Here is a 25,621-nt window from a genome sequence, read left to right as displayed (position 1 = left end):
CGGGGCGTTGGACACCACGACCCAGGGGAGGAACATCCAGTGGCCACCATCGGAGACATCAAGGCCGGCCTGGCCCACGGCAAGTCCGAGGCCGACAAGGCACTTGCCCAACTCGCCGGCGTCAACGCCCAGGTCGACCGGGCCATCGCCGTGCTCCAGGCCCTCGCCGCCGGCACCCAGCAGCCCGCCGTCATGGGCGCCATCGGCAAACTCAGCGCCGCCAAGCAGAAGTTCGGCGAGGGCGCCGGCCTGATCCAGGCCGCCATCGCCCAGACCGAAAAGTACAACGCCGTCCTCTGACACCGACCCCGGAAGGTCCCCCGATGCCCACCGTCATCGTCCCCGTCGGCCTCAACCTCGGCCCCTCCTACCGGTACGTCACCCCACCCGACCCAGACCCGGAGTACTGGGAGGTCCGGCTCGGCAACGACTCTGAGGAACTGACCGACGAAGAGTTTCAGGTATGGGGGCGAGCTTTCCTCGACCCAGAGCGGCAGGCCCGCTTGGAGGTCAACCGCGAGACACTTCAGCGGGACGTGATCGCGGCCGGCAACGGACCTGCCGACCCGGGGCCGGTCATCGACCGACTCCTTGACCGGGGGCTACTGATTGAGTTCGACCCGGACAGTGAGCTGGAAAAGGCGTTCCGGCGGATCAAGCTCCATCCGCTCGCGGAAGGCATGGGTAACACCCCCGAGGAGCCGGACCGACGGCTCATCGGGCATAACGGGCAGGCCCTCGTCAAGGTGAACTTCACCGTCTACAACTTGTGGGCGTTCTCCTCGACCGTTGGCTCCTTGTGGGACGCCTGTGCAATCGCAACTCAGCTCGCGGATGAGCAACGAGCCAGCGGCGAGGACATCGACGCGATGACGGCGGGTGAGCTGGCGCTCGATGCGGCCAAGGTAATTCCTATGCTCGTTGCCGCCGGATGCGCATTCCTGGAACCGGCGCAGTAAACGATGTTCGGGCTGGGCAGACAAGGCCGAGGTCGAACGAGAGATGCACGAGTCCCGGGTGCACGTGGGAAGGCGGCCGGAGCGCTCACGGCGGCAGCGGGAGCTGTACGTGACACCGCCGTCGAGTCTGCTCGGGAGGGCATCACCAAGGTCAGCGAGAAGATCGGCAAGGCTGCAGGGGCAGGCATAGCCGTCGCGGCCACTGCAGCCGCCGACGCTGCCGGTTATCACCCGTCCCCTCTGATCGCGGTTGGTGCCGCCTACGCCGGCATGAAGGTCGGGGGCCTGGCCGGGCGGGCCATGAACGCCGGACTGGATCGGATCAACGCCGGGCGGGGTGGCGGTCCGATCGGTTCGGTGATGGCGGAGTTGAGCATGGTGCTGCAGACGCTCGATCAGGTGGGACGTGGCATCGCCGAGGTCGTCGACTCGGTGAACAAGGCCCAGGCTCACTTCCAGAAGGTCAGCCGGGGCGGCGGCAACAACCTGCTCAACAGCGCGGTGCGTGCGTGCCGGCAGGCGCCTGTCCGCCTCGAAGAAGGCGTGGACGAGGTCAAGCATGCTCAGGACCTCGTCGGTAAGCACTTGGTGGCGATGGCGACGGCCGGTGGCTGAGCACCGGCCGTCGCTGCATTCCGCCGCGCCCTGAAGTCCGCGGAGGATCAGCCAGCTGCCGGGTCGTGCGGTGCCGGCTCGTCGGCGTGCGGGAGCCGTTGGGTGCCGGGCTGGCGGGGACCGCTGTCGCTCTGCTCGTCATGAATCGGCTCAACCTTCCGCTTGCCGTCGGTTGGCTGCCGTGGCGGCATGTCGATACCGATGGCTCGGGCGTACTCGGCGAGGATGCCGCCGGCTTCGGCAAGCAGCCAGGAGCCGTCGCGGAGCTTGACGATCCCTTGGGCGTAGTTGCCCAGTGCCCGGTTAACCAGGGGGTTGGTGGCTCCGGTGGTGAGGGCGCGGAACTCGGCTCGGGCGTTCTCGGCGTCCTGGATGACGACCTTGGTCAGATCCTGCTGTTGGCCGATGGAGACGTGCAGGTCTCGTAGGGCGGCGGCGATGTCGGGCAGGGTCACGGTTGGTTCCTCCGGGTGAGGTCGGCTGCGGGATCAGGGCCGGCGGTGATGCGGCGGGCGTTGATGAGCTGAGGTCGGGTCGCGCCCGGCGTTCGTCGGGGAAGGCGGCCGTAGCGGGTGAAGGTGGCGGCGGCTTGCTCATTGGTGGGGCAGGGGCCGATGAGATGGCAGCGCAGGCAGTAGCCGGTGGCGCTGGAGGTGATGTGCGCGTCGAGCGCTCGCTGCGCGGCGGTGAGCTGGTCGATGGCAGCTGCGGATAGGTAGACGGTGGCGGCCATGTCACACCTTCGACGGCGGCAGGGCCGCGACCCGGGCGAGTACCTGCCGGAAGCGTCCCGCTCGCCCATCCGGGTTGAGCTCAATGCCTTCGAGCCACACCCACTGGCCGTCGTACCAGAGGCTGAGGTCGAGGCGGACGCAGACGATCCGCAGCCGTAGCGGGCCGCTGCCGTGCTGGTAGTCCTGTTCGCATAGGAGCACGACGTCGCCGGGTGCGACGGCGACTTCAGGTGTGATTGGCGTGGGGGTCACAGTCCGCTCGTCCAACTCGTCCGGCCAGGACGCGGGCGGGATCTGCGGCCTCCGCAGTCGGGGCAGTTCAGTGCCGAACCGCACCGTCGGCACCATCGGGACTTGACCTTGAACAGGAACAGTCCGGCGGCGAAGCCGAGCATCGCGACCACCGCCAGGACGAGGGGTGGAACCACTGCGTTGCCTCCCTGACTCGGCCTCTCGGCAGGACGCAGCCCGCTTTCGGGTGACGGGCTGCGTCCCGGGCGAGAGGTGTCCGAGGCCGGACGGGCGGTGGGCCCCTGGGAGCGCGAGCCCACCGCCGCACCGCCCGGCTTCCGCGGGCGGCGCCGACCTGACATGCTCAGGCCTATAGTGCCTATGCACTAGTGATAATGCAAGGCTTGCATTCGCATGTTTGTCACTTGCTCAGCCTGCCTGGAGGTTGCATCCGCACGGCGGGCACACTTTGACTACGACAGGAGCGAAGGGACATGGAGTTGTCAGCTCGACGGCAACCACCCACGGTGCGCCTCCGGCGGCTCGCGGCGGAGCTGCGCGGACTGCGTACCGCAGCCGGCCTCACCCGCGACGAGGTCAGCGAGCAGACCGGCATCAACCCCGCCACGCTCTACCGCATCGAGACAGCCAAGGTCCGCCCGCAGCGGCGCACCCTGATGGCCATGCTGGACAAGTACGGCGTCACTGACGAGGACAAGCGCAGCGAACTCATCGCTCTGTCCCGCCAGGCCGCGCAGCTGGGCTGGCTTCAGGCGTACGAGTCGGAGCTGCCGGAGCTCTACACCACGTACATCAGCTTCGAAGCCGAAGCACGCTCGGTCCGCAACTATGAGTCGCTCTTCGTCCCGGGCCTCCTGCAGACCGAGAACTACGCCCGTGCCGTCATCCGGGGTGTGTTGCCGCTGGCGACCGACGCGGACGTGCAAGCCCGGGTGGAGGCGCGCATGCAGCGGCAGGAGTCGCTCCGCAAGACGGAGCCGCTGCGCCTCTGGGCGATCCTCGACGAGGCCGTCCTACACCGGCTGACTGGCGGACCAGCCGTCATGGCCGAACAGCTGGATGCCCTGGTGACCGCAGCGTGCCAGCCGCACGTCACGCTTCAAGTCATCCCGTTCACCTCTGGCGCGCACGCCGGCATGCCCGGCTCGTTCGTCGTCATGGACTTCCCCGACCCGGCCGACCCCGCCCTGGTGTACGTCGACAGCATGGCCGGTGACCTGTTCCTCGAACGGGAAGCAGACGTCCGCCGCTACACCAGCACCTTCGAACACCTCCGCGCCACCGCACTCGACCCGAGCAGCTCAATCAAGCTGATCCAGGAACACGCCACGGCGATCAGTCAGGAAGGAGGTACGGGATGACCCCAGTTGACCTGTCCCGCGCCCAGTGGAAAAAGAGCACCCGGTCCAGCGGAAACGGCCAATGCGTCGAGGTCGCCGGCCTCGCCGACGCGGTAGCTCTCCGGGACAGCAAGGACCCAACCGGCCCGGCTCTCCTGTTCCGCCCAGAAGCTTGGACCAGCTTCCTGGCCGGCGCCAAGCACGGACAGTTCACCCCCCGATAGGCGAAGTGCGTCCGCCGCACGGTCCCCACCAGCCCATCGGCGAACATGGTGCGCCCTGCGCGTGCCCTTGCTTGCACCACAGTGGCGCGTCCGCGCAAGCCGTGGTAACTAGTGCCGGCCTGAAGTCGCGTGGGCATCGTGATCTACTGACCGCGCCCCCGGAGCAGTTACCCACGGTGGGACTGGTGCCGGCTCCAATCCCCGACAGGGGCCGGAGGCGCGTCACTGCGCGCCTCCGCGTAGTGTCCAACGTCACTCGATGACAATGCCGACTGCCTAGTCTCTCGGAACCTCCGCTCCATGCGGCCACCGCAACAGGCACCAACGAGTCAGCGCTCCGCCCAGCCGAGAGACCCCGTGGCATACGTCCGCTGAGGACGCGAGGACTGCCTGGCGAAGCGCCTATGAGCGCGTGTGTTCGCGGACCGCGAACGTGTGCCGCCCTCACCTGCGACCACGACCAGGTCCAGCCCCCACCAGTCCGGCACCGCAGCTCCGTCACCCGCGCTGGGCGGGCCTCACCGCTGCACCATCACCCGGTAGACACATCGGCGGCGTGTCACCTACCGAGCCCCTGCTCCCAATCTGCTCCCAATTTAAGGGGCAGGACGACCGATGCCTGTTACCGGCGACTCCGGTAACGGGCTTCTGACCTGCATGCATTCATGGTGGGCGATACTGGGATCGAACCAGTGACCTCTTCGGTGTGAAGCAGGACGCCGCACCGACTCTGACCTGCGAAAACGAAAACTTGCAGGTCGGATGGGTGCAGTTGGATGCCGTTCAGGGCCGTTAGACGCTGTTCAACGCTGTTCAACGCACCCGTCTGCTCCCATATCGCTCCCCTAATCTCGACACGACACCGCTGGCGGCTGACCGGCAGACACGGGCGACTACCGCCCACGCCGGCACCGGTGCGGTTGCCGGATGTGCCGGTGTCAGGCCATCAGCTGCGATGCGGGCACTGCCTCCACGTCACCGCATCCAGCAGCTCCCAGCCCGCGCCCGGAGGGCGTCCGTCAACCAACTCGCCGACCTGACTACAAGCGCATCAGGGTAAGTACTTGGCCCTCCTCTGGCCGCGGTGGGTGCCGGCCTCAGCCGATATCTCTAGCCGACGACTTCCCGGAAGCCCAGGACTACCCTCACGCCATGCTCGCTCTCCTGGTCGACCTGCTGCCGATGAAGCTGTGGCGGCCCGGCAACCTATCTGCCGGAGGACGCCTGCACTTCTGCGTGGGCTGGAGTGACGAGCGGACCGTCGAATGGCAGGGGCGTCAGATCATGGCCGGCAAGCCCGGAGGTGCGGCGCGGATCAATGAACGCTACTTCCAACACAACGAAGGTGGCTGAGGCGGGCGACACCGTCAGCTTGGGAATCGGATTTATCTAGGCCCCGAACAGCAACGCCAGCTGGTGAAATCTGACCCGTCGCTCCGCTTTCGTAGGACCGAGATGCTGCTGCGGCCCGATGTTGACCGCTGTATCGGGCGCCGATCGGGCACGCTGCCCTGGTGAACGCCGCCCATTGGAGGTACAGGCCGAGGCTCACCGCATCGTCTTGCTCGGGAGGCCCCAACTCGTCCCAGAGGTCCGCCGCCGCATCCTAGGCACGGTGGGCATCCGGGAGCCGTTGGATGAGCCGTTTATCTCGGCCACGTCAAGCCGGGTGCTTCGGAGGTAGCTGCTGGTCACGCGCCGAGCCTTCCACCCGACCCCCGCATTGCAAAGATCAAGACGGTTGTCGGCCGGCGTCGATGGCTGCCGCTGACCTGCTCGCCCTGTCGGCTTCCGTCGGCCTCTCGCTGGGTAAGAGCTCCTAACGAATTGATGTTGGGCGTGTCCTCGGGACGTGAGGATCGTTCTGTCTGAACGTGAGGAGGGGTGAGCAGCCGCCGTGGATCGTCTCGGACGAGCTCTGGGCCGAGATCGCGCGGCCCCGGCACAGGCCCGAGCGGATCTACGCCGACCGTGGCTACGACTTCGACAAGTACCGCCGCGAGCTACGCACGCGGGGCGTCACACCCTGTCATCGCCCGACGCGGCGTCCCGCACGGCTCCGGGCTCGGCACCCGACGCTGGGTCGTCGAGCAGACCATCGCCCTGCTGCACTGGTTCCGCCGCCTGCGGATCCGCTGGGAGATCCGCGACGACATCCACGAAGCGTTCCTCACCCTCGCCTGCGCCATCGTTTGCTGGCGCCGGCTGCAGCGCTCAAAGAGTTAGGAGCTCTTAGAGGGCGGTGAGTGGTACCGCCGGTGCACCCTGCTCCACGCACAGCGGCAAGCCCGGGTAATGAGCGGTTACCGCAGCGGCGTCGCGTTGCGGGTCACCGACGCCAACGCTGACGCACTGCCCAATAGTCGGTCCCACCTCGTACACGGTCACACCCCGCTGCCGCCAGTAGTCCATGTCGGCACGGATCTGCTCGACCCACCGGTCGAGCGCCCGAGCGGAATGCTGAGCGTCGACGAAACGCACCGCGACGTGCAGATCGAGTTGACGCACCGCCTCGTCGAAACCGGCAGTAGGTATACGGTGCACCAGCAACACGCCAGCGGGAACATCGAGGCTAACGTCCGCGTACACGTCGGGCCAGCGCCCGCCGACGCCATCCACGGCTTCCGCGGCATCGTTAAGCGCATCCTGGGCAGGCCAATACGACTGCTCAGCGTTCGGCACTCGCCGCATGGCGGACGCGGACGGTGAGGCACAGGCCGCAGGCAGAGCCAGCAGCGGCAGGGTGAGCAGCACGGGAACACGGCGAGGCATCATCGACCTCCTTCGGGCGGCACACACCGCCAGACGGACACTACGTATAGAACGATCCAACAGAGGGGTAAGACGCACACCCAGCCCCTGGCGGTTCCCCGCCCGCCCCGAGATCCGAAGGGGGTACGCCGATGACGCCACCGACACCACCATCTGGGTGATGTTCGCCGGCCGGATCTTCTCTGCCGGTGGCGTACCCACGACCCCGAGATCTGAGGCCGCGCTTGACGGCACCACCGCCCCCTGCCATGACCTGCTGACCACTGTCGTACCCGGCAGCTCAGATGCCTCACCAGTACTTCCGGGCGGCTCCTGCATCGGCAGCTCACGGACGGGTGGCGGTTCCTCGGACAGCCTCAAGGAACGCTCAGCGTCACCCCCCCCACCCGAGTCCACCGTTAACGGCAGCTTGGCCCAGGGGCATCAGGATGTCGCGACCGGGCCGGGGTGGCAACGGAACCGCGGCTGTGTCACTCGACCACTCCTGTCAGACCCGGGCCATGAGGTGACCGCTGGGCGAGTAGTCGATCTTCCAGTCGGCGTAGACCCCGAGGACGCCGTCCGCAGTGCAGCGCAACGCCACCGACACCCACCGCACCTCACCGTCCTCACGCAGCGCAAACCCCACCGCAACGTCGAACCGCTCACCGCCGCACAAGCAGGCGGCGTCACCAGGCTCGGCGTCCTCGGCGACGTCAACAGCATCGAGCATGACGCACCGGCCACCGCACAAGTGACATGTACGGTCGGCGTAGCCGGCTTCGTCGTCGACCCGCAGCCCGAACTCCGACCCGCCGCACCACGCACACGCCACGTGAACGACCCGGGCCACCGGATAGCCGCCCGCCCGACACTCGCGCAGGTAGGCGTCGAGCTCGGCCGCTGCCATCTCCGGCCGCCGCTGCCCCGACCCGTCGATCGCCATCCGCGCACCATAGCCGCCTTCCAGTTCGACCTGTCGGTGGCCGGTGCGAGAATGCCGCGCAACCGATCTTGGAGGCTTCGTGGGGACCTGGGGCAACGGACCGTTCGACAACGACACCGCCGCTGACTGGTGTAGTGACCTCGACGACGCCGACGTGGCCAAGCGCCCGGCGATGGTCCGCGAGGCGCTGAACCGAGCCGCCGGCGAGGACGGCTACCTCGATGCCGACATCGCCTGCGAGGCGATCGCCGCAGCCGCGATTGTGGCCGCGCAGCAGCCCGGCGGGCAGCCGATCACCTCCCCGTACGCGCCGGACTTCCTCCTGAACGGTGGCCAGCTCGATGTGCCCGGCGACCTGGCGGTGCTCGCGGCAAGGGCGCTCGACCGGATCATGTCCACGGACTCCGAATGGCGCGACCTGTGGCAAGACGCCACCGCCGGGGATGTCAACCCGGCCTTCGACGCCGTCTGCGGTCCGCGCAGAGTCCTGCCGGCGTAGCGGGCAGCTGGTGCAACGCCGGCGGCACGGCGATGCGACTGGCCTACGGCAATCTGCGACAAGGAGGTGTTCGGATTGACCGCCACAGCGGACGACGCCTCCACCCACCGGCCAGTCAGGCCGCATGACTAGACCTGTCACCTGCCGGTGCAGCAGACCCGTGAGTGATCTTCAACCCGGAGGGCTGGTATGAACCCTAGCGACCTTGCGGCCCTCGTGCGCTCGTATCTAGACGACGACGAAGTGATGTTGCTGCCCGACGACACGGACCGTGAGCAACGCTTAAACACCTGGGGCTACTCAGTACCGCAGGGACGGCTAGACGCGACGGCGGTGGTCGCAGCGCTTCAATTCGTGCACCGCGAACTCCGGCAACGGGTTACCGGCCCGGCGACCTTCTACGCCTGGTACGACAAACAGGCTGGCCAGCTCCGCTGTTCACTGACATCGGCGCCCGCCGACCGGATTCCGTTCCGAGCACCGTACCGCGCGACCACCGACGCTGCGGAGGTCGTCGCCCTGGTCGCCGCTGACCCCACCCCGGGGCTCATCCCATGGAACGAGCTAGCGACCGTCGAGCGGATCGCAGCCTCGCTCGCCACCAAAGCGCTACCTCCACCGTTCCCCGTCTGGGTAGCGCCTCTCCACTGAGCCGGAACCCTGCCCTGCAAGGACGGCTCGGTCCGCTCGCTGTTCGCCGATCAGCGTCGAGCAGTGATGTTGGTGTAGGACACCCTGCTGTCCTGTGCCAGCGTGTCTGCTCGTATAACTCACCTCAACGCACCGCCTCAGATGGTGCCAGCCGACATCTTCGGCTCAAGCCGTTAGCCTCTTCGGATTCGCCGAAGAGCTTACCGACCAGGAAGCCCTCGTCAGAGGACTTCCAGTGGGATTCGAGTCTCAGCTGTCGGAATACCCAACGACTCCGCCATGGCGAGAGGCAGAGCCGCGCGTCGATGCAGCAGAGCTCTGGGGATGGCGCCAGCGGACCTAGGACGGCAGACCGGCGCCAGCGAGGCAGGACCAGCCAGCGCTGACCACTTCGGTACTCTCTGGGAGGTCACGCGCGACCGCTCGCCCACATCACCGCAGGTCGGGGCCCTCGAATCTGTCCAGCGTCGATGAGCACTTCGGACGCGGTGACCACTTCGCCAACCTGCACCCAATCTGCTCCCACCTGCAAGGCCACGTCATCCAGCAGCCCCTTACCGCCGTGACCTGCGCATACTCCCCCACCAGAACACATAGAGCGCCGTCGACGGTTACTCAAAACCGCGGAGCACTTCGAGCGTGAAGCAGGACGCCGCACCGACTCTGACCTGCAAAAACGCGAAGCCGCAGGTCGCGGTGGGTGCAGTTGAACGCCGTTCGATGCCGTTGGGCCCTGTTCAACGCCGTTCAGTGCACCCGCCTGCTCCCACCCTGCTCCACCGACCAACCCGTGCGGAATCTGAAAGCCAACCGGCCGCGCAAGGTCGCCCAGCTAACCGCCGTGCCACCTCGACCGGGCCGACTGCGGAGCACGACCAATGCCGCATGGCGTCTCGACGAAGTCAGCCGCCGGTAGTAACCACTCCGAACCGGCACCCGGCAATGGCTTCCACCCGTTCCAACAGCGGCGGATGCAGCTCATCCGCGTAGGCCCCGATGATGGTGATCTCCACGGTCGGTTCACGCCGGACATCGCAGCCGCGGGCGGGCACCATCTCCAGCAACCAGAACTGGATTCGCCTGGCCTGTCCCTCGTCCAGGCTTACGGCCGGATCCTCGGCCACAAGACGGATCATCCGGTAACCATGCCACGCCGGGTTCGACACCAGACCCAGAGCCGAGCCCGGCAAACCCTCCAACTGGATCGGACTGCCGAGCCAGCCAGTAATGCCCGGAACGGTGGCTGTAGGCATCCGTCAGGCGCTGGCCACCGGCTGGATGCCTTCGCGACCAGGGCCCGCCTTCAAGATGCCCCTGAGCGACTCTTCGCACTCACGGTAAATAGTTGCGCCGCCGGACGCCGTCAACGGCAGAAGAGGATCAAGCGCTTTCCGCTCTGCCCCAACGGACGTTGCCGACCCGTGAAGCGAAGCCGCCGGTACTGACGCTTTTCGAGCTCGTCGAAGAGGTCACCGACCAGGAAGCCCTGGTCAGATGACTGCCGGTGGGATTCGAGTCTCAGCATCCGGAATCCCTACCAACTCCGCCCTGGCAGATCTAACGCCTGAAGCGAGCACGGTCACCCGAGCGACCAGCAAGATCCTCGTTCGGCAGGTCCCGCCTACGGCGACCAACTTCTCATCGAGGATCCCTCATGGCGATCTTCACGGTTGAGCAGAAGTTCTTCCCGGCGCCCGGAGGCTTGCTCCCGCCCGCTGCTGATACGGCCGGGGCTCACGCGAAGTCGGGATGGTCGAGGTCGATCGTCACCGAGTTGCCCAGGTTGTTGGTGAACGTGGCCAGCGAGCCGCGCACCTCCGCCTTCTCGAACGGGTTGGAGTCGGTCAACGCCACGATCCACACCAGATTCCGGTCCTTGTCCAGCCGAGCGAAGAAGCCTTCCGAGCCGTGGGCACCGTCACCGCCGCACACGTAACCAGAGTCGTCGGGTAAGAGGACGTCCGCGCCGCGAAGGATGTCGACGTCGGTCAGCCTGCCGGGTCCCTCCTCCAGCATGGCGTCCAAGTCGAGCGACGGCCCGAGCTCAAACCCGTCCAACCTCGCTCCGCCGCTCAGCTCGACGACGCGTGCAGAGCCGTCCGCCCGGTAGAGACCATCCCACCCCGGCGCAAGACCCTTCGACCACAGCCGGAGGATCCTGGTGGTCATCCCTTGCCGCCCCCTGCCTTGAACTCGGCTTGCTCGAAGTGCCCTGCCGCTGCGGCAGCCGTTCTCGTCGCGTCACGCTTGCTGGGCGACCGTATCTCTTCAGCGCACGCCTTCGGCAGATCCACGCGGCCGCCCGTCGTGACCAGGCCGCTTCGCAATCTTGGCTAGCGTGCGATGAGGCGCCCAGCATGCTCGCCGTCGGTCGTCGTCTTCTGTGTGGCGGCGGCCCCAATCCTCAGTTGTTGGCCTACCCTCCAGCGCCCTCGTTCCACGGGCCGGCAAGCTTCTCGATCGCTAACGGCAGCGGCTCTGGTTCCTCCCGCGCGAGGCTCGTCAAGCACTCCGAGGGCTCATCCCCCTCACTGACCGCGTCAACGTACGCATTCGCATCCCGCAGCCCCACCCGCGGCGCCTGCCGGCGGACATACCGCAGCGCCGCCATCCTGTCCCCACCCTGCACGAGGACACGGACTTCAGCGAGCAGCAGATCCGCAGGTCTAACGCCCTTGTACTGCCGCAGATACACCTCAACCCATCGATCCGAGCCGCATATCGCAACCGGGATGTGGTGGATACTGCCGTCTTCCCCGTCCACCAGGTAGGGACCCTGCCCCACCAGCATCCTTCCGAAATCACCGGAGCGCAGGTACTCCACAGACTGCCAGGACACCAACCACCCGAGCGTGTGCTCCTCGAAACCACAGACCGCGACCTCAGGCACATCGGCCAGCAGCCCCTCCCGTCCCCGCCTGACCAGCAAAGCCTCGAAAGGCGCGACAGCCCGCTCCCTGGTGATCACAACCCGCATCATCCATCACGACGACCACCACACTAACCGGATTCGAACGCCGCTCGCGTCTCGTCAAGGATCATTGATCCCATCGACGTCCTGTCATCGGCGTAAGCGGAGAGTGCCCTCCTGAGAAGCGGCAGCCCAGACCGGCGGATGCCTCCGGGTCCGCCGAGGTGTCTGCGGCTTGCTGGCGTCTCCGCCTGAAGCGGGTGCTTGATGCCCCTCGGCAATCGAACGCAGGCGGTCTCGACGTCAGGTGATGGCCACCAGCACTGCTTGGCTGTTCACCGCTGCGGCATGGTAGAACCGGCGCAGATGGTCGAAGTGCGACATGAGGTAGTCGATTTCGTCAATACCGTTAGTCCAGATGTCCGGATAGATATCGGCCGCAGCCATGGCGCCCGGGTCGAAGCGGGCTCGCAGTGTTTCCACATCCAATGCGTCGAGCGCGGCGGCCACAGCACGGACGGTGTCCCGGTCGAGAAGCCGGGGCGGACCGTAGCCACCATCCGGGCCGATCTCGACGCCACCGAGTATCGCCGTCCCGGCACCCTCACTGACCTGCCAGCCAGTGCCAGTGAGCAAGTAGTGGATGCCGTGCCACGACTTGTCCAGGTCAAGCTCCGGCTCGGGCATCTCGGCCTCATCATCGTCCAGGTCGCCGTATAGCAGCCTGTCGACGGCCGTCGGATCGGCGAGCACCGCCGTCAACTCCTCAGGCGACAACCGGCGCCCGATCAACACCATGCTCATGCAGCCGGCCCCCTTCATATGTGTGCCATTCGGTCAGCCCGGTCGATGGCTCCCGTCAGGCGGCACCTGCGGCAGAGGCAGCAACCCCCGCAATCAGCGGTTCCGACAACGCCTTGCCGCTTCGGGGCTGCGGTGCTTGACGGCACAATGGCCGTGCCGGTACACCGGTGCGGGTGCGGCCGACCGGTTCGTCGAACCGCTGCGAAGCGCGGTCGTGAGGGGCCGCTCGACCGCGTGGTACTTCAACGCGCCTATTGGGTTGGCGATCTGCGAAGCAGCGTAACTGGCCCTACGCACGCTCTTCGGCACGACAGCCTTGCGGACCGCCCGCTTCGCCGATCGGACCGGATGCATAGCGCGTCGGACTCCGCGCGGAATGAAGAGACGGGACAGGAAACCCATGGGGCAACGCTAGCGCTCGTCGACGCGTCGCGGAGTCAGCCATACGTATGGCCCAGTAAGGTCAGATCGGGCGGAAACCCTTGAAAGACGAACAGCTCCGACTTCCGGCCCCTGACCGGACCGTGCAGCTTTAACCGTCTCGGTGCACGGGCGAGGTGATCGCGCTCATGAACAGCACCGGGCCGACATCTGTCAGCACCGTCTTGGCGCGTACGCCGTAGCGGGAGTTCCCACAGATCATGGCAGGTGGATGGCATGGCCACCTGCGGACAGCCACTCGTGGGCAGTACCGCCTGGCATACTGCCGGTCGTGACACCGATCCTGCGCCGTTGGCTCACCGTCGGGCTACTGGGCCTCGCCGCAGCAGCGGTTGCCGTGACGGTCGTCGCGAACAACGACGGGGCTGGGGGTTTGGCTTGGCGCTGCCCGGGTGGAGGACTCCTGTGCGAGAGCCCCAAGCAAGGAGGGCACATCTACCTGCGGCCACTGGCCCACCCGCTCTTGGGTGTCGCGCTCGCCGCCGGCCTGGTAGCGGCAGCGGCCCAACTCGCTATCAGGCACCGCGTTGCCCGTTGGGCCCTGCACACCGTCACGGCGGTCGTAGCTGCGGCGGGACTGCTTCTCAGCATGGTCCCGCAGTTCGGGCAGACGTACCAGGACGCGGTCGTGGCAACCTCTCCCGACTTCAAGCTCGTGTCATACCGGTGGCCCGGATTCTTCAGCTCCGACAAAGTATTGCTGAGGCTGCAAAGTCGGGAGGGCATCGCCAGCCGCGAAAGTATCGACAGTCTGGCCTGCTTCATGGCGGCAGCATCCGGCACCGGGCCGGCATGGCTGTTCGGCCGTGCACGCTTCCTGGATGATGGCGAGATAGCGCTGTCTGCGAAGGACGGGACCACGTGGCGGATTCGCTTCGACACGAAGACGCTCTCGCCGGTCAACCCGGTCGACAGATGCACCGACGCACCCGATCCCGCAGCTGACTACGACGGTACCGGCAGCGACACAAGCGACGAGGACTAAAGCGATGACCGAGTGGGAAGGCGACGTCGCGTCGGTGCTTGGTCTCACGGCGCCCGGCCTGATTGCCGTCGGCCGGTTCGTCGAGGAGTTGATGGGCCCGCCGAAGCGTCGACGACTGCGTGAATCGGCATGCACCGTCTACCGTGCCTCCAATCAAGCTCACCCTTCCTGAGGAGACCGTCATGGCGCGCGGTAGCGACACCAGCAAGCCCCTCTCTACGTCGATCAGCTGGCCGGCGGCGCTCGTGGTGGCGCTCGCCGGCCTGTACCCGGCGGTTCAGGGCGCATACTGGGCGATCCCGGTTACCGCGGCGGCCACAGCGACGGGCATCGGGATGTGGAAGGCCGTGCAGCTGCTTGGCCTGATCCTGAACCACCTGCACTGGCGCGACGTCGAGGTGCCCGCCGCCGACGACTGAGAAGGCCCAGACCCGACTGCGATGTTGAAGCGCAACTTAGTCCCGGGTAACCGCCGCCCAAGGGAGTCCTGCGACCAGTGTTACGGGCGGCCCAAGGGCATCGCCGTTCGGTCGCACCGCCTTCCGGTAGTCCTGATCCAAGCCGGTGATCTCGCCGCCCTGGGGGTCATAGATAACCAGCCCGTGCCGCTCGGCCAGGCGACAAACCGCCTCTACAGCCTTGCTACCTCGCGTTGAATGGCTGATGCTCATGCTGACGTGATCGATGCCGACGTCGAGGGGCATGGACATCCAGGGCGGCTCCGGGCCGTAGGGTGGTTGATCCGGAAACCGATGCCGCAGTTCCTCGTAGAAGGCCACGATCCGTGGGTCGAGCTCCCCGTCACGGTGCCCGGGGCCGGTGCAATGTTCGATCATGTCGCGCACGTCGCCGGGAGAGACTGTATCTCCCACGGCCAGCACCAGGAGGTCGAAACTCACGATCCCATCATCCCCCAGGACTTCATCCTCACCGACTCTCCTGACCTCCGTGTGGAGGGTGCGTTGAGCTGAGGACGATCATTCGTCCTCGGCGAGCCGCCGTGCGCTCATGCCGCTGGCCCGCGAAAAAGGTCGGCCGCCCTCGTTCCGGGTGGCCGCCCCTTCCCTGCGTGGTGGTACTACTTCACGGCCCAACGCGCGCCCGGCTGGTTCTCCGGCTCGTACACCACGTAGGCCGGCCGCTTGTCCTTCAGCGCTCGGAAGGTGATCCAGCCGCGCACGCACTTCCCGTCCGGCAGGTCCTTCTCCCCTGTGGGGTACTCCGGCTGCGGGAACTGGTTGTAGGTGATGTTCGACGCGCCCATCTCGGTGTCGTCGGCGTAGACGAGCTTCCACCGGTCGTTGGTGACGATGATGCCGTCGTACTCGTCGTCAGGGTTCTTCACCGCGCACACCTTCACGTCGACGGCGGCCCAGGTCAGTCCCGGCTGCCCATTGGGGCGGGGGGCGTTCGCGGCGACCGGCTGCCGGAAGCCGTAGGCGGTGGCCGTCGCGAGATCCGCGATGGGGGCCGACTTCCCGAACGTCAGAGCCGCGTCAGCGGGGCCGTCCTCGACGACTGCCATATCCGGCGTCGGACTGGCCGGCGGTGGGGCCGAGCTGGTCGCGGGCAGCGTGGACGGCGTGGGGCTCGGCGGTGCGCTAGTCGCCGCCGCGGTGGGCGCCGGATCGTCGCCGCAGCCAGCGAGGGCGAGCATCGCGGCCGCCGCGACGGCGAGGCGGCGGGTGCGGGTGGTCGTCAAGGTAGCTCCTGGGTTCCGGTATGGCCTGCCGAGCGTCGCCATCATCGGTCCTTGGCCTGGGTCAGGCTCTGCCGGTATTCGAGCGCCTCGGGGACCTCTTCGTACTGCAACAAACTGCCGGCCAGCTCGAGCAAATGCTCTTTGGCCTCATGGGGAGTGGCATAGAAGAACTCACGTCGCTGGTTGATGAGGTTGACCCTCCGGTCGGCCAGGCGGGCGTGCATCTTGGCTTCGATGCCGACGGCATCCTCGGAGAAGAACAGGGCGTGCACGTCAAAGTTGAACGGTACGGAGGCGTCGCTGAGTTCCTTCACCCGGTCGAGCGGGTCGAGGCGCCGGGTCATACCAACCTTCACCATCTTCTCGCCGAACGCTCCCAAGTTCGAGATGACGTACACGTAGCCGGCGCGCACGTTGGCGGCCCGGTAGTCCACGTCCTCGATCGCGGTGTCGATCTGCGACAGCCGCTCCTGCAGCTGGGCGGCACCATCGACGTCGCCCTTGGCCTGCAACGCGGCAAGCGCGTTGGCGTAGTGCTGACGCTCCTTGTCGAGACGGGCCCGCTCGCGTTCGATCTCCTGCTGAACCCGTCGCTCCTCCCGCAGCCGTGCCTTCTCCTCCCGCTCACGCTCCTTCTCCTCGGCGACCTTCGCCTGGTAGTCCGCCGTAAGCTCCATCTCGCGAACCCGCAGCCGGTGGTAGTCCTCGGAGATACGGATCTGCATCGTCTTGCCCAACTTGGCGATCGTCGCGGCCACCTTGCCCAGGCGCTCGACGGCCGAGTCGAGCTTGTAGGGCTTCAGACCACGGACCAGGTTGTCCGCCTCAGCGTTATAGGCCCGCAGCATCAGCTTGGAGAAGTCCCGCACCATCACCCGCCCCTCGGCCGCGGACCCGTTCACCGTCCAGCCAGTCGCGGCCAAGACCGCGCCACCCTCCCGCTTCGTCATACTCTTGATCTGGCTTTGCAGCTCGGCCAGAGCGGCCTGGTAAGCGACCGCATCCGACAGGGGATGCCGATACTCGTAGACGCCGGCCTCCTGCAGCAGCGCCGTCTCCTCAGTCACCACGACCTGCTCGCGGAGATCACGTAACTGGCGGTCGAAATCCGCCTTCTGCGCTTGAGCCGCCGCAGCCTGCTCCGCGATCTCGCGCCGTAGCCGCTCTCGATACTGCTCCAGCTCGACCGCTGGCAGCACACCAAGACGGTTCATCTCCACACGGAGCCGCTCCAGCTCCGCCCGCAGATGCGTCACCTCCGCAGCCAACTCCCGCGCCTTCCCTCGCGCCCCGAACAGCGGAATCTCAGACTCGTCGGCCCGTGCCGTCGGAGCGGACGGAGGCACGGGAGCAGCCACTACAGGAGCGACGGGCGACTGCTGCCGCCCGACCGGAACAACGGGCGGCGCTTCGGCAACCCACAGCTGCCATCCCGGCGGGAGAGGCCCCCACGCCGGATCGGGCTTCCACCCAGGGCCAGGCACCCAGCCCGCCGGCGGCGTCGGCCAATTCGGCGGAGCGTTGAAACGGTACGACACAGATCATTCCCCCACGTGTCACGCATGAACCGCTGACGGTAGCGTCACAGCCGTATCCCGACATCGATCACTCAGCTAACAAGTCCCGCCGACAGGACCCACCCAGGTATCCAACCGCTCACCTAGGGTCAGATAGCCGACCCAGGAAGGTACGAACGAACAGGGCCACGCCCGGCTGGCCCTCGCCGCACCAGCGATCGCAATGAGGCGTGTGCAAGTCGACATCCGGTCAAGCACCGACCAATTCGCCTTCGATGACCACTTCAGGTTCGCCGAAGAGGTCACCGCTCAGGAAGCCCTGCTCAGAGGTTTGCCGGGTGGGATTCGGGTCTCAACTCGCGGGATCCATACCGACGCCACCACGACGGCTCCCATAGCCGTACGTCGATGCGGCATGGCCCTCGTGATCGGCGTTGGCGGGCCCCAGGCCAACAGCCGACAACAGCCAGGCGGGAAGCAGCGAACCCTGACCACTTCGGTCTTCTCTGGGAGTTCACACCAGACCGCTCCCCTGCATCTCCACAGGTCAAAGCCCTCTGCCCCGCCCCGGGCTCAGTGAGCTCTTCGGGCACGGTGACCACTTCGCCAACCTGCGCCCAATCTGCTCCCACCTGCAAGGCCAGTCCATCCAGCAGCCCCTTACCGCCGCGACCTGCGCACACTCTCCTACCAGGCCATATAGAGAATTGTCGACCACTCTTCGATACCGCGGAGCACTCCCGTGTGAAGCAGGACGCTGCACCGACTCTGACCTGCGGAAACGCGAATTGGCAGGTCGTGGTGGGTGCAGTTGAGCGCCGCTCGATGCCATTAGGCCCTGTTCAAGGCCGTTCAGTGCACCCGCCTGCTCCCATCCTGCTCCCCCAATCTTGCGTTCCGGAACCGGCGGCAGTTGACACGGACGGGCGGGTCTCGGGACAGTCCCTCCGGCATCCGTCATGGCCAGGCCGGGCGCCGCCCTGGAACCATGACGGCATGAACCGCCCACCTGATCGTCGCGGGTCGGCGTATCAGGCGACTTCCGGCTGGTACCCCCGCGCGAACGCCTTACGCTCTGCCTCGCATACGAGAGATGCCACTCCGACTTCGGCGCGCTGCTGGAAGTCCGCCCATGCCATCAAGGTAAACATCATAGCCAGCGTCTTCGTCTTTACTGACAGACCGCCTATGGCAACCTCTTCGCCCAACATGTGCCGAATGAGCGTCTCTGTCTCCAGCGAGGGGAATTCTACTCCAAAACCGCGACGCATATCCGCAACGAATACGCGAATCTCTTCGAGATCAGCTGCTGAGGCGAAGAGTCGCCCGACCGCGACTTCAAAGGCGGCAATCATGACATGAGCTGAAGCCAAGGAACTGAACTCGCCGAAGTTCGCCGACAGGCGGTCACTCTCGGACTTGTAACGCAGCATGCTAGCCAAGAGGAATCTGCCCATGAGTGTTCGGGGCATCTCCTCAGGGGGCATCGATTCGGAACCACCTGGGTTGCGCTTACCCTTAATCCGCTTCACGACACGCCACCTGCCATCTCATTTGAGAGCGCCACGGGAGAGCGCCGGGCACAATTAACAAACCCGAGCACAGCTGCCGGAAGGCATCTTTTCGAATCCACTTCGGCGGCGAGGAGGGTCCATCTATGACCGCTACGCGAACGGGAAAAATCTGTACGGCAAACTTGTATCGGTGACATAGTTGATCACGGACACCGACTCTCGCCGTTCGCCAAGGTCTAGGAGCAACTCTGCCATAGTCCCATTGTAGAGTTCGGGTGCCTCAGCCATCGCAATGTCGCAAACCACAGTCGGCCAGTCCGACGGAGAAGCTGACGTTATATGCCAACAGAGTAGGTAATCGGCTTGAACAGCACCCCACATACACAGGTCGCCGACCGACTCGCCAAAGTGATACGGATAGACTCCCTCCATTTCGGCTTTATCATTCATTACATCGTGGTAGTTCCTCGCGTAAGTCACAAAATCGACCAATCCCCACCGGCCAGGGTGGTGAACCGTGAGCGGCCCAATGGCACCCGGCGGGAAGCGTTCAACATAGCGGCGGTAATCAGGCGGGAAGTCGTGACCTGAGGCTTCGATGAGAGTTGACCAGTCGATCGCCTTTGGGGCTGCAACCTCCCGTCCCACCAGATCAGCAAGACGATCAATCATATTGACCGAGTCGTTCATTTCTCACCTCCGAGCCAGCATCGGTAAGTGCCCAGATCTAAACACACGTCAGCCCACTCATGCGCCGTCGGCCGTTGTCACCTCGATGAACGACCCTTCAGCACCGGATCTCCACGCCGGCAACACCGCCGATCGAGATCATCCTGCCGTAGGGGCACGCCACCGCCTCCGACCGTCCCGTCTCGACAACGGCTGCCGGCCGTCGGCCACGCGGTTCCCTGACGACCTGCACCGCGGGGGTCCTGCGAGGCGCGGGGGTAGAACCCGGGGTATCGGCTACTGGCAGGCGGATGGCATGGTGCTCCGGTGAATCGTCGCAGCGCCGGTGCCGGCGCCGAGCGTGGAGCGACCCGATGACTGCTCAGGACGCCTACAAAGCGGTGCTGCGTGACGTGGCAGCTCCCGCCCTCAGAGACATGGGCCTGGAGGGATCGAGCAAGCTGTACCGGCTCGACGACGAAGAGTTTTGGGCGCGGATCGGATTTCAGTCATCGATGTCCAACACCGCTGACCGCGCGAAGTTCACCGTCAACTTCTTGCTGGTGGATAAGGGTGCGTGGACCCGAAGCCGGCAGGCAAAACCTCACTTGCCCGAGGTGCCCTCGGCAAACGACTACTACGGCGAGCCGGTTTGGTCGAGGCGCATCGGCGCTCTCATGCCAACCGAGCGAGACCACTGGTGGACGATCACAGGTCCCGGGGATGCGCCAAACGCCGCCGCGGAAGTCGTGGCGGCCATTCGGGAGTTTGGCCTTCCTGCGTTGCTGGCTCGGCGCACTGCAGTGAGCAACAGCTGAGTCGAGCCTCGCCGAGATCAAACTACCGCCGCGTCCTGCCCGCTTGCCGGTCTCGTTAACAATGGTCGCTGAAGCCCGTAGAGGAGGAGAAGCCCTCGAACGGGTTGGTGATCGCTCCTCCCGATGAGGCACGAGCGCCTGCCGGGCGGGCGGAGCGCCGTGCAGGAGTAGGAGGCCGCGGCACGATCTCCCCCGTACGGGGGAGGCGATACCCCCGTCGTCCGGGAGGTGTGAGGTACCGGATCGCTGGCATGCTCGAAGACGTGGCCGATCCTGACCTTCCGCATGTGCAGTCGGGTGCCAACCAGACGCGGCGCCTGGTTGGCTTCTCCGTGGCTGGGGCCGGCCTGCGGGCCGTCGTGGCCGAGTGGGCTGCGCCTTTGACGCTCGCGATCGTCGTGGGGCTCGTGCTCCTGGCAACGCCGGCCCGGCCGCCGTCGGGACCGGTCATCGGCGACCTTCCGAACGTTGTGCCGGGTGTTGGCCGTATCGCGCTCGGGCTCGCCAACCTCGCCGCGATCATGGCGGTCGTTCTGTCGCGGCGTCGGCTCGGCCTGGCGAGCCTGCTGGCCGCAGTCCCCTGGGTGCTCTCACCGGTAACGACAACGATGATGTGGGGCTGGTGGCTGGCAAACCTGGCCGTCCTCGGGGTTGCGGTCTTTGACGGCGCCCGCCGACGCGCGCTGTGGATCGCAGCCTTGGCGATCGCCCTGGCACTGGCTTACTGCACGAGCGGGGTGTCCTGGAGCGTGCCGATCGTCGGGTCAGTCCACCTATACGCCAGAGACCCGGATCGGTGGCTCGACGGCACCAGGCTGTTCTACCTGGCGGCGTACCTGGGCGCGGTGCCCGCCGTCGTGCTGACGGCCGTGCTCACGAGATCTGTGAAGCGCCGGCTGCAGGTCACTCGCGCCGCGTCGATCTCCGAACCACCGGCGGAACCCGCCGAAGCGGCCGTGCCCGCCGACAGCGCGCCGTCACGCCCCGCCGAACCGGTCCCGTCAGGGCCGAGGGCCCAGCGGCTTGCCACCCTCACCCGGCGCGAGCAGGAGGTGCTTCTCGCCGCCGCTCGAGGCTTGTCCAACGCTGAGATCGCCGCCGATCTGGTCATCGGCGAGGAGACAGTCAAGACTCACATGTCTGTAGTACTGCGCAAACTCGGCTGCCGCGACCGCGTGCAGGCCGTCATCGCGGCCTACGAGTCGGGTCTTGTCACACCCACGGCCACATGACCGGATGGGCAGCCGACCGCCAGGTCCACGACAACGTCAGGGCCGCCAATTGCCCCCGGGCACTTCAGCGGGTGACACCTTCCAAGGCAGGCCTGATCGAGCCGGCATGGGCACGCAGCGTCTTGACGGCCGCGGAACGACGCAAAGATACCGGTCTCATGCTGGCGTCTCCGTCCACACACAGCGCGGGTGCTCGCCCATCGGCCGCCACAGCGCCGGCTGCGCGTCACAGGCACCGTGCTCACGTTTTGGGTCCCCTGGGTACCGGCCAGACGTGTCAGGCCACAGGAGCTGAACCACCGGGAACGGTGGACGCTGATAGTAGTCGATGGCAGCACCGAACAATCCTTCGTACCAGCTGCTGTGCACCGGAGCGAGGCGGAGCTCGTGCTCGTCAACGACGTCCACCAGTTTCAGATCCGGCGTCAGCGTGAGCCCGTCGCGAATTCGTTCGCCGACCGCGTTGACGATGTCCATACCCTGCTGCTGGGGCACGCCGAGTAGGCAGACCTCGACACTGCCGTAGCTGTGCCACAGACCAATCGAGTACGCCCAGTCGGGCATGGTCATGCCATGAACGCCGGTCACACCCCACCCATACTCACGGACCAGCCGGGCGTTCCGGCGCTCACGATCCGGCCAAGACCCGTCCGCTGACCGCCACCAACGCCGGGGGGCGCCGTCACCCTCACACAGCAGACAATGACACTCGCGGTTGAGCGGTTCAGGCATCGACGCATCGTACAGAGGCGATCCTGGTACCACGCAGGCGATCAGTACCTCAGCATCCGCTCGCCGGCATGAGCGGATGTCAGCCAGTGAACCTGAGCTACAGGTACTGACACCTTCAGGATCGCCGAAGAGGTCACCGGCCAGGAAGACCTGGCCAGCTGTCGGCTCCGTCTGAAAACTGGCTCTGGCACACATTCTGTGATTGATCTTGATGGCCCAAGGGGGTGGCGAGGACGCGTTTGCGGAGGAGGTCGAGGTCGGGCCGCCATCGGCCCTTCCCATGGCGGTGGAATCATCCCCGTCAAGACACGCAACGAGGAGGTATCGCGGGCGGATGATTCTGATCGAGGGCATGGCCGCCGACGTAACCGCGCTTACGTCGCTGGCGCTGGTCGTCGTGGGCCGAGACCCATTGCAGGTGTGCGCGCTCGGCCTACCCACGAAGGCTCTCGGTCGGCACCGAATCACGGCAGAGCGGTACCGGCAGCTCCGCAACGCCCAGGACGGGGTGTGCGGCATCTGCAAGCGAGGACACCTGCAAGGGGCCGACGCGAAGCCCCTCTACATCGACCACGACCACCTCTGCTGTCCGGACCACCACAACACCTGCGGGGACTGCATCCGGGGTCTGCTCTGTTCGAGCTGCAACGGTTGGCTGGGCGAGTTGGAGCTGTGGGGCAAGGTTCCCGGCATCGACGAAGACGGAACGTGGGAGTGGAGCGCGCTCGCCTACCTGGATCGGGCCGGATGTGCGCTCACTGAGCGGCGAAAGAGGGCGACGGCGGAGCGGCACCGCCGGAAGGTGGCGCTGTGGGATCCGCCGTGCCGCTGCCGGGTATGCGACCCGAACTGGGAGCAGCGGCGGAAGCAACGCCGAGCGGAGATTCACGCCAGGTTCGGCGCCCTGCGTCATTAGCATGACACCCCGCAATGCTAGGCAAGGCCGAGCAGTGGATCTTCGTGCGCCGTCCGTGTCCTAAGGGCCCGGCACTGCGATCGACTCGCGGTCGGTCACCGTTGGCCCCGTTCGAGTGGTCGACGATGTTCGACCCGCCGCCCATCCCGCGCCGGAGACGAGCCGGCGCCTCGGCAGCACCCTGCGCCTACGACTCTGTTGACCGCACTGCGCGGGGTCCAGGCCTCATCGATGGCCCGCCGCCGCAGTCACCTCAGCCTCGGCGAGAATCACTGCCATGCCGAAGATGGTTGTTGAGATCCACATCCCGCTGATGGCGGATCCTGGCGCGACAGACGACGAGTACCGGTTCCCATGGATCGGTGATGTTCAGGATTTCCTGGCGGACCTGGAGGAGCAGGGCGGCGTCCAGGAGTACGACGACGGGGAAGAAGACGGAAAGGTCTACGTCTTCTTCATCACCGGCAGCAGCGAGAGTGCCCTGCTCCGGGTCGCCTCTGAGGTGGCAACCCTCGACCGGGTGCCTACTGGTGCCTTCGCGATCGTCACTGACGACGAAGCAGAGGAGTTGGGGATGGGCCGACGCGTAGCGCTGCCGCTGTCCCCTACCTCAGCCAGCTAGCGGCAACAGCGGTAGCCGTGGATCTCCCGGTGGGGGAATCGACGATCGTCCAGCCTCCTGGCGAAAGGTGGCCGCTAGCCTGCCCCCATCCACCGGAGGTGCTGAAGACTGCACTACTCGGTGGGGTCAAGGGTGGCTGTAGGCCATCGCCGTGCCGAAGCACGGCACCTTTGACGCCGGCCAGGTAGCGCAGGGCACCCGGGAGTTGGGGCACGACTCGGTCCTCGTCGTCGTCGAACTGCGGGCGGTACCCACGAGAGTCTGGCTGCTGCCCGTGGGGCGGGGCGCCGCTGCAGGGGATTGTGACCTACCGTGCCGGATCGTGGATCTTGCGAGCTGCGTGGACCGGGTGATCGAACTTCGAACACTCGACATCGCAGCGCAGCCTCTCCCACCCCTTGGTGCCCCTGCCACAGGGTTAGTCGAGGACGACTTCGTGGCCTTGTACTTGGGTGTCACGGCAGAGTTCGAGGACAGCACGTGGATGCTTGAGGTCCTGGATCGCTTCGAGCAGGACTGCGTTGACCTCGATCAGGCGTTGAGCCGACGATGGGGATCAGCCGAGAGCGTTGACCTGCGGCCGGACATGGATCGCATGCTGCGTGGAGAGCCGCTCCCGAACCTCACCGGATTCCTCCTCACCATCATGAGCGGCGTGGCCGTGTGGCGCTTTCCGGATCGGAGCGTCTGCCTCGGCGTCGGCGTGTGGGACACCCACGGGCCGGTCGTTCTGGTAGCCGCCACGGGCGACCTATAGCCGTCGCCGAGCAGGCATCCTCGTCGCGCAGTCGCCTGAGCCTCCAGCCCGGCACGACCCTCGACGACAGTCGCGTGCGTGAAGATCAACCTGGAGAATTCGAATCATCCGACGGTCAGCCCGCCGAGAACTCATCCCAGCTGATCTCCTGCATCGTTCCGTCCGGGCCCGGCCGAAACATCCTGGGCGGCCCCATGTCACGCGTCGCCCGCTCGTAGCCCGCCTCGCGTGCGGCCTGTTCCTCCCCCGACGGGTCGGTTACGAGGAACTCGTGCAGGTGAACGGTGTCCGCGTCGATGTCGTCCGGCTCCTGGCGCCCTTCGATGACGAAGCCGAACAAGGCGCGAAGGGCTTCCTCACCCAACTCCAACGGATGGAACGGCAGCGGGTAAGGGTCCTTGCCGGACCATCCCGGAACCGGTTCGAACGGACGCTCACCGGCCCAGTACGGGCGCTCGAAATCGAACGGCTCGCCGATGTTCTCCAGAATGCCGCTGTCTGGTGACAAGCTCAAGGACCGGACCAGCTGCCCGTCGTCCCACACCGCGAAGCAGAGCCAGTCGACGACCGAGTGCATGCCGTGCATGATTATCCGCCTGCCCGCACCCCGTCGGAGGAGATGCGCAGGCAGTTCAGAAGGCCGGTCCAGGACCAGCCTGCGGTCACACAAAAGTACGGCTCCCGGCAGCACCGTGGCGCAGGTGATGTCATCCGGCGGGTACGTCACCTCAAGAGTGCTGTCACCCACCAACGCCACGTCATACCCGGGAAAAACCTCCCGCACCAGAGCTTCAGCCTCCGCCCGGGCGGACGGAACCGCACCCAGTAGCGCTGGCCGCAAGTCACCGTCCGCGAAAACCACCAGCGCCGTCTTCGCGCCCATGCCATCTCCTCAGTCTCCCGCGAGTGCACGCACGAGGGTGCCACACTCCAGCCCGCCCAGGCGTGGCTAGGTGAACGGTGGGATTGCTCTCTCATCGGCCGCCCACCGCGTCTTGGCGCTGAGCGACGATCGGGCAGCCGCTGCTAT

At 66.2% G+C, this 25,621-nt stretch carries 32 protein-coding genes and 1 pseudogene; 17 read left to right on the top strand and 16 right to left on the bottom strand.

The genetic code is table 11. The annotated features are described in order from the left end of the window. The first annotated feature begins 39 nt into the window (after window positions 1–39). The 3 genes from MRQ36_RS27500 to MRQ36_RS27490 all read left to right on the top strand — a co-directional run bounded on the left by MRQ36_RS27500 (window position 40) and on the right by MRQ36_RS27490 (window position 1,574). The gene (locus MRQ36_RS27500) at window positions 40–300 is read left to right on the top strand and encodes a hypothetical protein (RefSeq protein WP_095563279.1); all 261 of its coding nucleotides are present in this window, start codon (window positions 40–42) and stop codon (window positions 298–300) included. Window positions 301–323: 23 nt separating this feature from the next. Then, window positions 324–959, top strand: coding sequence for a hypothetical protein (locus MRQ36_RS27495; protein ID WP_242799655.1), 636 nt, complete (start codon window positions 324–326; stop codon window positions 957–959). A gap of 186 nt (window positions 960–1,145) precedes the next feature. Then, window positions 1,146–1,574 (top strand): hypothetical protein, encoded by a 429-nt coding sequence (locus tag MRQ36_RS27490; protein ID WP_308194988.1) that lies wholly within the window; start codon window positions 1,146–1,148, stop codon window positions 1,572–1,574. Window positions 1,575–1,621: 47 nt separating this feature from the next. On the opposite strand, the gene MRQ36_RS27485 is transcribed toward MRQ36_RS27490, so the two are convergent. Genes MRQ36_RS27485 through MRQ36_RS27475 form a run of 3 tightly spaced genes read right to left on the bottom strand, consistent with a single transcriptional unit; the run spans window position 1,622 to window position 2,656 of the window. Further along, the gene (locus tag MRQ36_RS27485; protein WP_242799653.1) at window positions 1,622–2,029 is read right to left on the bottom strand and encodes a hypothetical protein; all 408 of its coding nucleotides are present in this window, start codon (window positions 2,027–2,029) and stop codon (window positions 1,622–1,624) included. Beyond that, entirely contained in the window at window positions 2,026–2,307 is a 282-nt protein-coding gene (locus tag MRQ36_RS27480; RefSeq protein WP_242799652.1) for a hypothetical protein, read from the bottom strand. The genes MRQ36_RS27485 and MRQ36_RS27480 overlap by 4 nt, the downstream gene beginning before the upstream one ends. A gap of 1 nt (window position 2,308) precedes the next feature. Continuing rightward, window positions 2,309–2,656: a hypothetical protein gene (locus tag MRQ36_RS27475; RefSeq protein WP_242799651.1), complete on the bottom strand. Its 348-nt coding sequence runs from the start codon at window positions 2,654–2,656 to the stop codon at window positions 2,309–2,311. A gap of 377 nt (window positions 2,657–3,033) precedes the next feature. Between MRQ36_RS27475 and MRQ36_RS27470 the strand changes: the two genes are divergently transcribed. The 4 genes and pseudogenes from MRQ36_RS27470 to MRQ36_RS27455 form a co-directional block, all read left to right on the top strand. Continuing rightward, entirely contained in the window at window positions 3,034–3,921 is an 888-nt protein-coding gene (locus MRQ36_RS27470) for a helix-turn-helix transcriptional regulator (protein WP_242799650.1), read from the top strand. Further along, the gene (locus MRQ36_RS27465; protein ID WP_242799649.1) at window positions 3,918–4,124 is read left to right on the top strand and encodes a DUF397 domain-containing protein; all 207 of its coding nucleotides are present in this window, start codon (window positions 3,918–3,920) and stop codon (window positions 4,122–4,124) included. The genes MRQ36_RS27470 and MRQ36_RS27465 overlap by 4 nt, the downstream gene beginning before the upstream one ends. Before the next feature lie 1,152 nt (window positions 4,125–5,276). After that, entirely contained in the window at window positions 5,277–5,477 is a 201-nt protein-coding gene (locus MRQ36_RS27460) for a hypothetical protein (protein ID WP_242799648.1), read from the top strand. A gap of 581 nt (window positions 5,478–6,058) precedes the next feature. Further along, window positions 6,059–6,350 (top strand): annotated as a pseudogene (locus MRQ36_RS27455) (transposase); the annotation flags it as partial. Window positions 6,351–6,356: 6 nt separating this feature from the next. Here MRQ36_RS27455 and MRQ36_RS27450 read toward each other — a convergent pair. Continuing rightward, window positions 6,357–6,878 carry a hypothetical protein gene (locus MRQ36_RS27450; RefSeq protein WP_242799647.1) on the bottom strand — a complete coding sequence of 174 codons (522 nt, stop codon included), beginning with the start codon at window positions 6,876–6,878 and terminating at the stop codon, window positions 6,357–6,359. 505 nt (window positions 6,879–7,383) lie between these two features. Continuing rightward, window positions 7,384–7,821 (bottom strand): hypothetical protein, encoded by a 438-nt coding sequence (locus MRQ36_RS27445; RefSeq protein WP_242799646.1) that lies wholly within the window; start codon window positions 7,819–7,821, stop codon window positions 7,384–7,386. A gap of 79 nt (window positions 7,822–7,900) precedes the next feature. Here MRQ36_RS27445 and MRQ36_RS27440 point away from each other — a divergent pair, with 79 nt between their 5' ends. Continuing rightward, window positions 7,901–8,320, top strand: a complete 420-nt coding sequence (locus MRQ36_RS27440; protein ID WP_242799645.1) for a DUF4259 domain-containing protein — start codon at window positions 7,901–7,903, stop codon at window positions 8,318–8,320. A gap of 189 nt (window positions 8,321–8,509) precedes the next feature. After that, window positions 8,510–8,971 carry a hypothetical protein gene (locus MRQ36_RS27435; RefSeq protein ID WP_242799644.1) on the top strand — a complete coding sequence of 154 codons (462 nt, stop codon included), beginning with the start codon at window positions 8,510–8,512 and terminating at the stop codon, window positions 8,969–8,971. A 902-nt stretch (window positions 8,972–9,873) separates the two neighbouring features. On the opposite strand, the gene MRQ36_RS27430 is transcribed toward MRQ36_RS27435, so the two are convergent. The 4 genes from MRQ36_RS27430 to MRQ36_RS27415 form a co-directional block, all read right to left on the bottom strand. Beyond that, window positions 9,874–10,224 (bottom strand): hypothetical protein, encoded by a 351-nt coding sequence (locus tag MRQ36_RS27430; protein WP_242799643.1) that lies wholly within the window; start codon window positions 10,222–10,224, stop codon window positions 9,874–9,876. Window positions 10,225–10,705: 481 nt separating this feature from the next. Continuing rightward, the gene (locus tag MRQ36_RS27425) at window positions 10,706–11,140 is read right to left on the bottom strand and encodes a hypothetical protein (protein WP_242799642.1); all 435 of its coding nucleotides are present in this window, start codon (window positions 11,138–11,140) and stop codon (window positions 10,706–10,708) included. 247 nt (window positions 11,141–11,387) lie between these two features. Continuing rightward, on the bottom strand, window positions 11,388–11,939 hold the full coding sequence (locus tag MRQ36_RS27420; protein WP_242799641.1) for a YrhB domain-containing protein: 552 nt from the start codon (window positions 11,937–11,939) through the stop codon (window positions 11,388–11,390). 246 nt (window positions 11,940–12,185) lie between these two features. Continuing rightward, window positions 12,186–12,686 (bottom strand): YfbM family protein, encoded by a 501-nt coding sequence (locus MRQ36_RS27415; RefSeq protein WP_242799640.1) that lies wholly within the window; start codon window positions 12,684–12,686, stop codon window positions 12,186–12,188. Between the two features lie 712 nt (window positions 12,687–13,398). Here MRQ36_RS27415 and MRQ36_RS27410 point away from each other — a divergent pair. Genes MRQ36_RS27410 through MRQ36_RS27400 form a run of 3 tightly spaced genes read left to right on the top strand, consistent with a single transcriptional unit; the run spans window position 13,399 to window position 14,531 of the window. Beyond that, window positions 13,399–14,112, top strand: coding sequence for a hypothetical protein (locus MRQ36_RS27410; RefSeq protein ID WP_242799639.1), 714 nt, complete (start codon window positions 13,399–13,401; stop codon window positions 14,110–14,112). 4 nt (window positions 14,113–14,116) lie between these two features. Next, window positions 14,117–14,284, top strand: coding sequence for a hypothetical protein (locus tag MRQ36_RS27405; RefSeq protein WP_242799638.1), 168 nt, complete (start codon window positions 14,117–14,119; stop codon window positions 14,282–14,284). 10 nt (window positions 14,285–14,294) lie between these two features. After that, window positions 14,295–14,531 carry a hypothetical protein gene (locus MRQ36_RS27400; protein ID WP_242799637.1) on the top strand — a complete coding sequence of 79 codons (237 nt, stop codon included), beginning with the start codon at window positions 14,295–14,297 and terminating at the stop codon, window positions 14,529–14,531. 36 nt (window positions 14,532–14,567) lie between these two features. Here MRQ36_RS27400 and MRQ36_RS27395 read toward each other — a convergent pair whose 3' ends face one another. From MRQ36_RS27395 to MRQ36_RS27375, 5 genes are all read right to left on the bottom strand, one after another. Beyond that, window positions 14,568–15,011 carry a hypothetical protein gene (locus MRQ36_RS27395; protein ID WP_242799636.1) on the bottom strand — a complete coding sequence of 148 codons (444 nt, stop codon included), beginning with the start codon at window positions 15,009–15,011 and terminating at the stop codon, window positions 14,568–14,570. A 179-nt stretch (window positions 15,012–15,190) separates the two neighbouring features. Next, window positions 15,191–15,814: a hypothetical protein gene (locus MRQ36_RS27390; RefSeq protein ID WP_242799635.1), complete on the bottom strand. Its 624-nt coding sequence runs from the start codon at window positions 15,812–15,814 to the stop codon at window positions 15,191–15,193. A gap of 41 nt (window positions 15,815–15,855) precedes the next feature. After that, window positions 15,856–17,070 (bottom strand): DUF4041 domain-containing protein, encoded by a 1,215-nt coding sequence (locus tag MRQ36_RS27385; RefSeq protein WP_242799634.1) that lies wholly within the window; start codon window positions 17,068–17,070, stop codon window positions 15,856–15,858. A 1,292-nt stretch (window positions 17,071–18,362) separates the two neighbouring features. Then, entirely contained in the window at window positions 18,363–18,764 is a 402-nt protein-coding gene (locus MRQ36_RS27380; protein WP_242799633.1) for a hypothetical protein, read from the bottom strand. Between the two features lie 231 nt (window positions 18,765–18,995). Then, window positions 18,996–19,535: a hypothetical protein gene (locus MRQ36_RS27375; RefSeq protein WP_242799632.1), complete on the bottom strand. Its 540-nt coding sequence runs from the start codon at window positions 19,533–19,535 to the stop codon at window positions 18,996–18,998. A 353-nt stretch (window positions 19,536–19,888) separates the two neighbouring features. Between MRQ36_RS27375 and MRQ36_RS27370 the strand changes: the two genes are divergently transcribed. Then, entirely contained in the window at window positions 19,889–20,332 is a 444-nt protein-coding gene (locus MRQ36_RS27370; RefSeq protein WP_242799631.1) for a DUF4304 domain-containing protein, read from the top strand. A 251-nt stretch (window positions 20,333–20,583) separates the two neighbouring features. Beyond that, window positions 20,584–21,564 (top strand): response regulator transcription factor, encoded by a 981-nt coding sequence (locus MRQ36_RS34775; protein ID WP_374250809.1) that lies wholly within the window; start codon window positions 20,584–20,586, stop codon window positions 21,562–21,564. A gap of 156 nt (window positions 21,565–21,720) precedes the next feature. On the opposite strand, the gene MRQ36_RS27360 is transcribed toward MRQ36_RS34775, so the two are convergent. After that, on the bottom strand, window positions 21,721–22,296 hold the full coding sequence (locus MRQ36_RS27360; protein WP_278187610.1) for a DUF4262 domain-containing protein: 576 nt from the start codon (window positions 22,294–22,296) through the stop codon (window positions 21,721–21,723). Window positions 22,297–22,630: 334 nt separating this feature from the next. Between MRQ36_RS27360 and MRQ36_RS27355 the strand changes: the two genes are divergently transcribed. From MRQ36_RS27355 to MRQ36_RS27345, 3 genes are all read left to right on the top strand, one after another. After that, window positions 22,631–23,212, top strand: coding sequence for an endonuclease domain-containing protein (locus MRQ36_RS27355; protein ID WP_242799629.1), 582 nt, complete (start codon window positions 22,631–22,633; stop codon window positions 23,210–23,212). A gap of 277 nt (window positions 23,213–23,489) precedes the next feature. Further along, the gene (locus MRQ36_RS27350) at window positions 23,490–23,834 is read left to right on the top strand and encodes a hypothetical protein (RefSeq protein ID WP_242799628.1); all 345 of its coding nucleotides are present in this window, start codon (window positions 23,490–23,492) and stop codon (window positions 23,832–23,834) included. A 322-nt stretch (window positions 23,835–24,156) separates the two neighbouring features. Continuing rightward, on the top strand, window positions 24,157–24,591 hold the full coding sequence (locus tag MRQ36_RS27345) for a hypothetical protein (protein WP_242799627.1): 435 nt from the start codon (window positions 24,157–24,159) through the stop codon (window positions 24,589–24,591). Between the two features lie 115 nt (window positions 24,592–24,706). Here MRQ36_RS27345 and MRQ36_RS27340 read toward each other — a convergent pair whose 3' ends face one another. Beyond that, window positions 24,707–25,474: a hypothetical protein gene (locus tag MRQ36_RS27340; protein WP_242799626.1), complete on the bottom strand. Its 768-nt coding sequence runs from the start codon at window positions 25,472–25,474 to the stop codon at window positions 24,707–24,709. Window positions 25,475–25,621 lie beyond the last annotated feature (147 nt).

Origin of the sequence: Micromonospora sp. R77 (assembly GCF_022747945.1) — a bacterium.
In the GTDB taxonomy this organism is placed as follows: Bacteria; Actinomycetota; Actinomycetes; order Mycobacteriales; family Micromonosporaceae; genus Micromonospora.
This window is presented reverse-complemented; position numbering and strand designations above follow the sequence as displayed.

Excerpts from the sequence above, each read along its gene's own strand:
- MRQ36_RS27495 (WP_242799655.1), top strand. The coding sequence starts at position 324 with ATGCCCACCGTCATCGTCCCCGTCGGCCTCAACCTCGGCCCCTCCTAC.
- MRQ36_RS27480 (WP_242799652.1), bottom strand. The coding sequence starts at position 2,307 with ATGGCCGCCACCGTCTACCTATCCGCAGCTGCCATCGACCAGCTCACC.
- MRQ36_RS27475 (WP_242799651.1), bottom strand. The coding sequence starts at position 2,656 with ATGGTGCCGACGGTGCGGTTCGGCACTGAACTGCCCCGACTGCGGAGG.
- MRQ36_RS27470 (WP_242799650.1), top strand. The coding sequence starts at position 3,034 with ATGGAGTTGTCAGCTCGACGGCAACCACCCACGGTGCGCCTCCGGCGG.
- MRQ36_RS27465 (WP_242799649.1), top strand. The coding sequence starts at position 3,918 with ATGACCCCAGTTGACCTGTCCCGCGCCCAGTGGAAAAAGAGCACCCGG.
- MRQ36_RS27460 (WP_242799648.1), top strand. The coding sequence starts at position 5,277 with ATGCTCGCTCTCCTGGTCGACCTGCTGCCGATGAAGCTGTGGCGGCCC.
- MRQ36_RS27445 (WP_242799646.1), bottom strand. The coding sequence starts at position 7,821 with ATGGCGATCGACGGGTCGGGGCAGCGGCGGCCGGAGATGGCAGCGGCC.
- MRQ36_RS27435 (WP_242799644.1), top strand. The coding sequence starts at position 8,510 with ATGAACCCTAGCGACCTTGCGGCCCTCGTGCGCTCGTATCTAGACGAC.
- MRQ36_RS27430 (WP_242799643.1), bottom strand. The coding sequence starts at position 10,224 with ATGCCTACAGCCACCGTTCCGGGCATTACTGGCTGGCTCGGCAGTCCG.
- MRQ36_RS27425 (WP_242799642.1), bottom strand. The coding sequence starts at position 11,140 with ATGACCACCAGGATCCTCCGGCTGTGGTCGAAGGGTCTTGCGCCGGGG.
- MRQ36_RS27415 (WP_242799640.1), bottom strand. The coding sequence starts at position 12,686 with ATGAGCATGGTGTTGATCGGGCGCCGGTTGTCGCCTGAGGAGTTGACG.
- MRQ36_RS27405 (WP_242799638.1), top strand. The coding sequence starts at position 14,117 with ATGACCGAGTGGGAAGGCGACGTCGCGTCGGTGCTTGGTCTCACGGCG.
- MRQ36_RS27400 (WP_242799637.1), top strand. The coding sequence starts at position 14,295 with ATGGCGCGCGGTAGCGACACCAGCAAGCCCCTCTCTACGTCGATCAGC.
- MRQ36_RS27380 (WP_242799633.1), bottom strand. The coding sequence starts at position 18,764 with ATGCTGCGTTACAAGTCCGAGAGTGACCGCCTGTCGGCGAACTTCGGC.
- MRQ36_RS27375 (WP_242799632.1), bottom strand. The coding sequence starts at position 19,535 with ATGAACGACTCGGTCAATATGATTGATCGTCTTGCTGATCTGGTGGGA.
- MRQ36_RS27370 (WP_242799631.1), top strand. The coding sequence starts at position 19,889 with ATGACTGCTCAGGACGCCTACAAAGCGGTGCTGCGTGACGTGGCAGCT.
- MRQ36_RS34775 (WP_374250809.1), top strand. The coding sequence starts at position 20,584 with ATGCTCGAAGACGTGGCCGATCCTGACCTTCCGCATGTGCAGTCGGGT.
- MRQ36_RS27360 (WP_278187610.1), bottom strand. The coding sequence starts at position 22,296 with ATGCCTGAACCGCTCAACCGCGAGTGTCATTGTCTGCTGTGTGAGGGT.
- MRQ36_RS27355 (WP_242799629.1), top strand. The coding sequence starts at position 22,631 with ATGATTCTGATCGAGGGCATGGCCGCCGACGTAACCGCGCTTACGTCG.
- MRQ36_RS27350 (WP_242799628.1), top strand. The coding sequence starts at position 23,490 with ATGCCGAAGATGGTTGTTGAGATCCACATCCCGCTGATGGCGGATCCT.
- MRQ36_RS27340 (WP_242799626.1), bottom strand. The coding sequence starts at position 25,474 with ATGGGCGCGAAGACGGCGCTGGTGGTTTTCGCGGACGGTGACTTGCGG.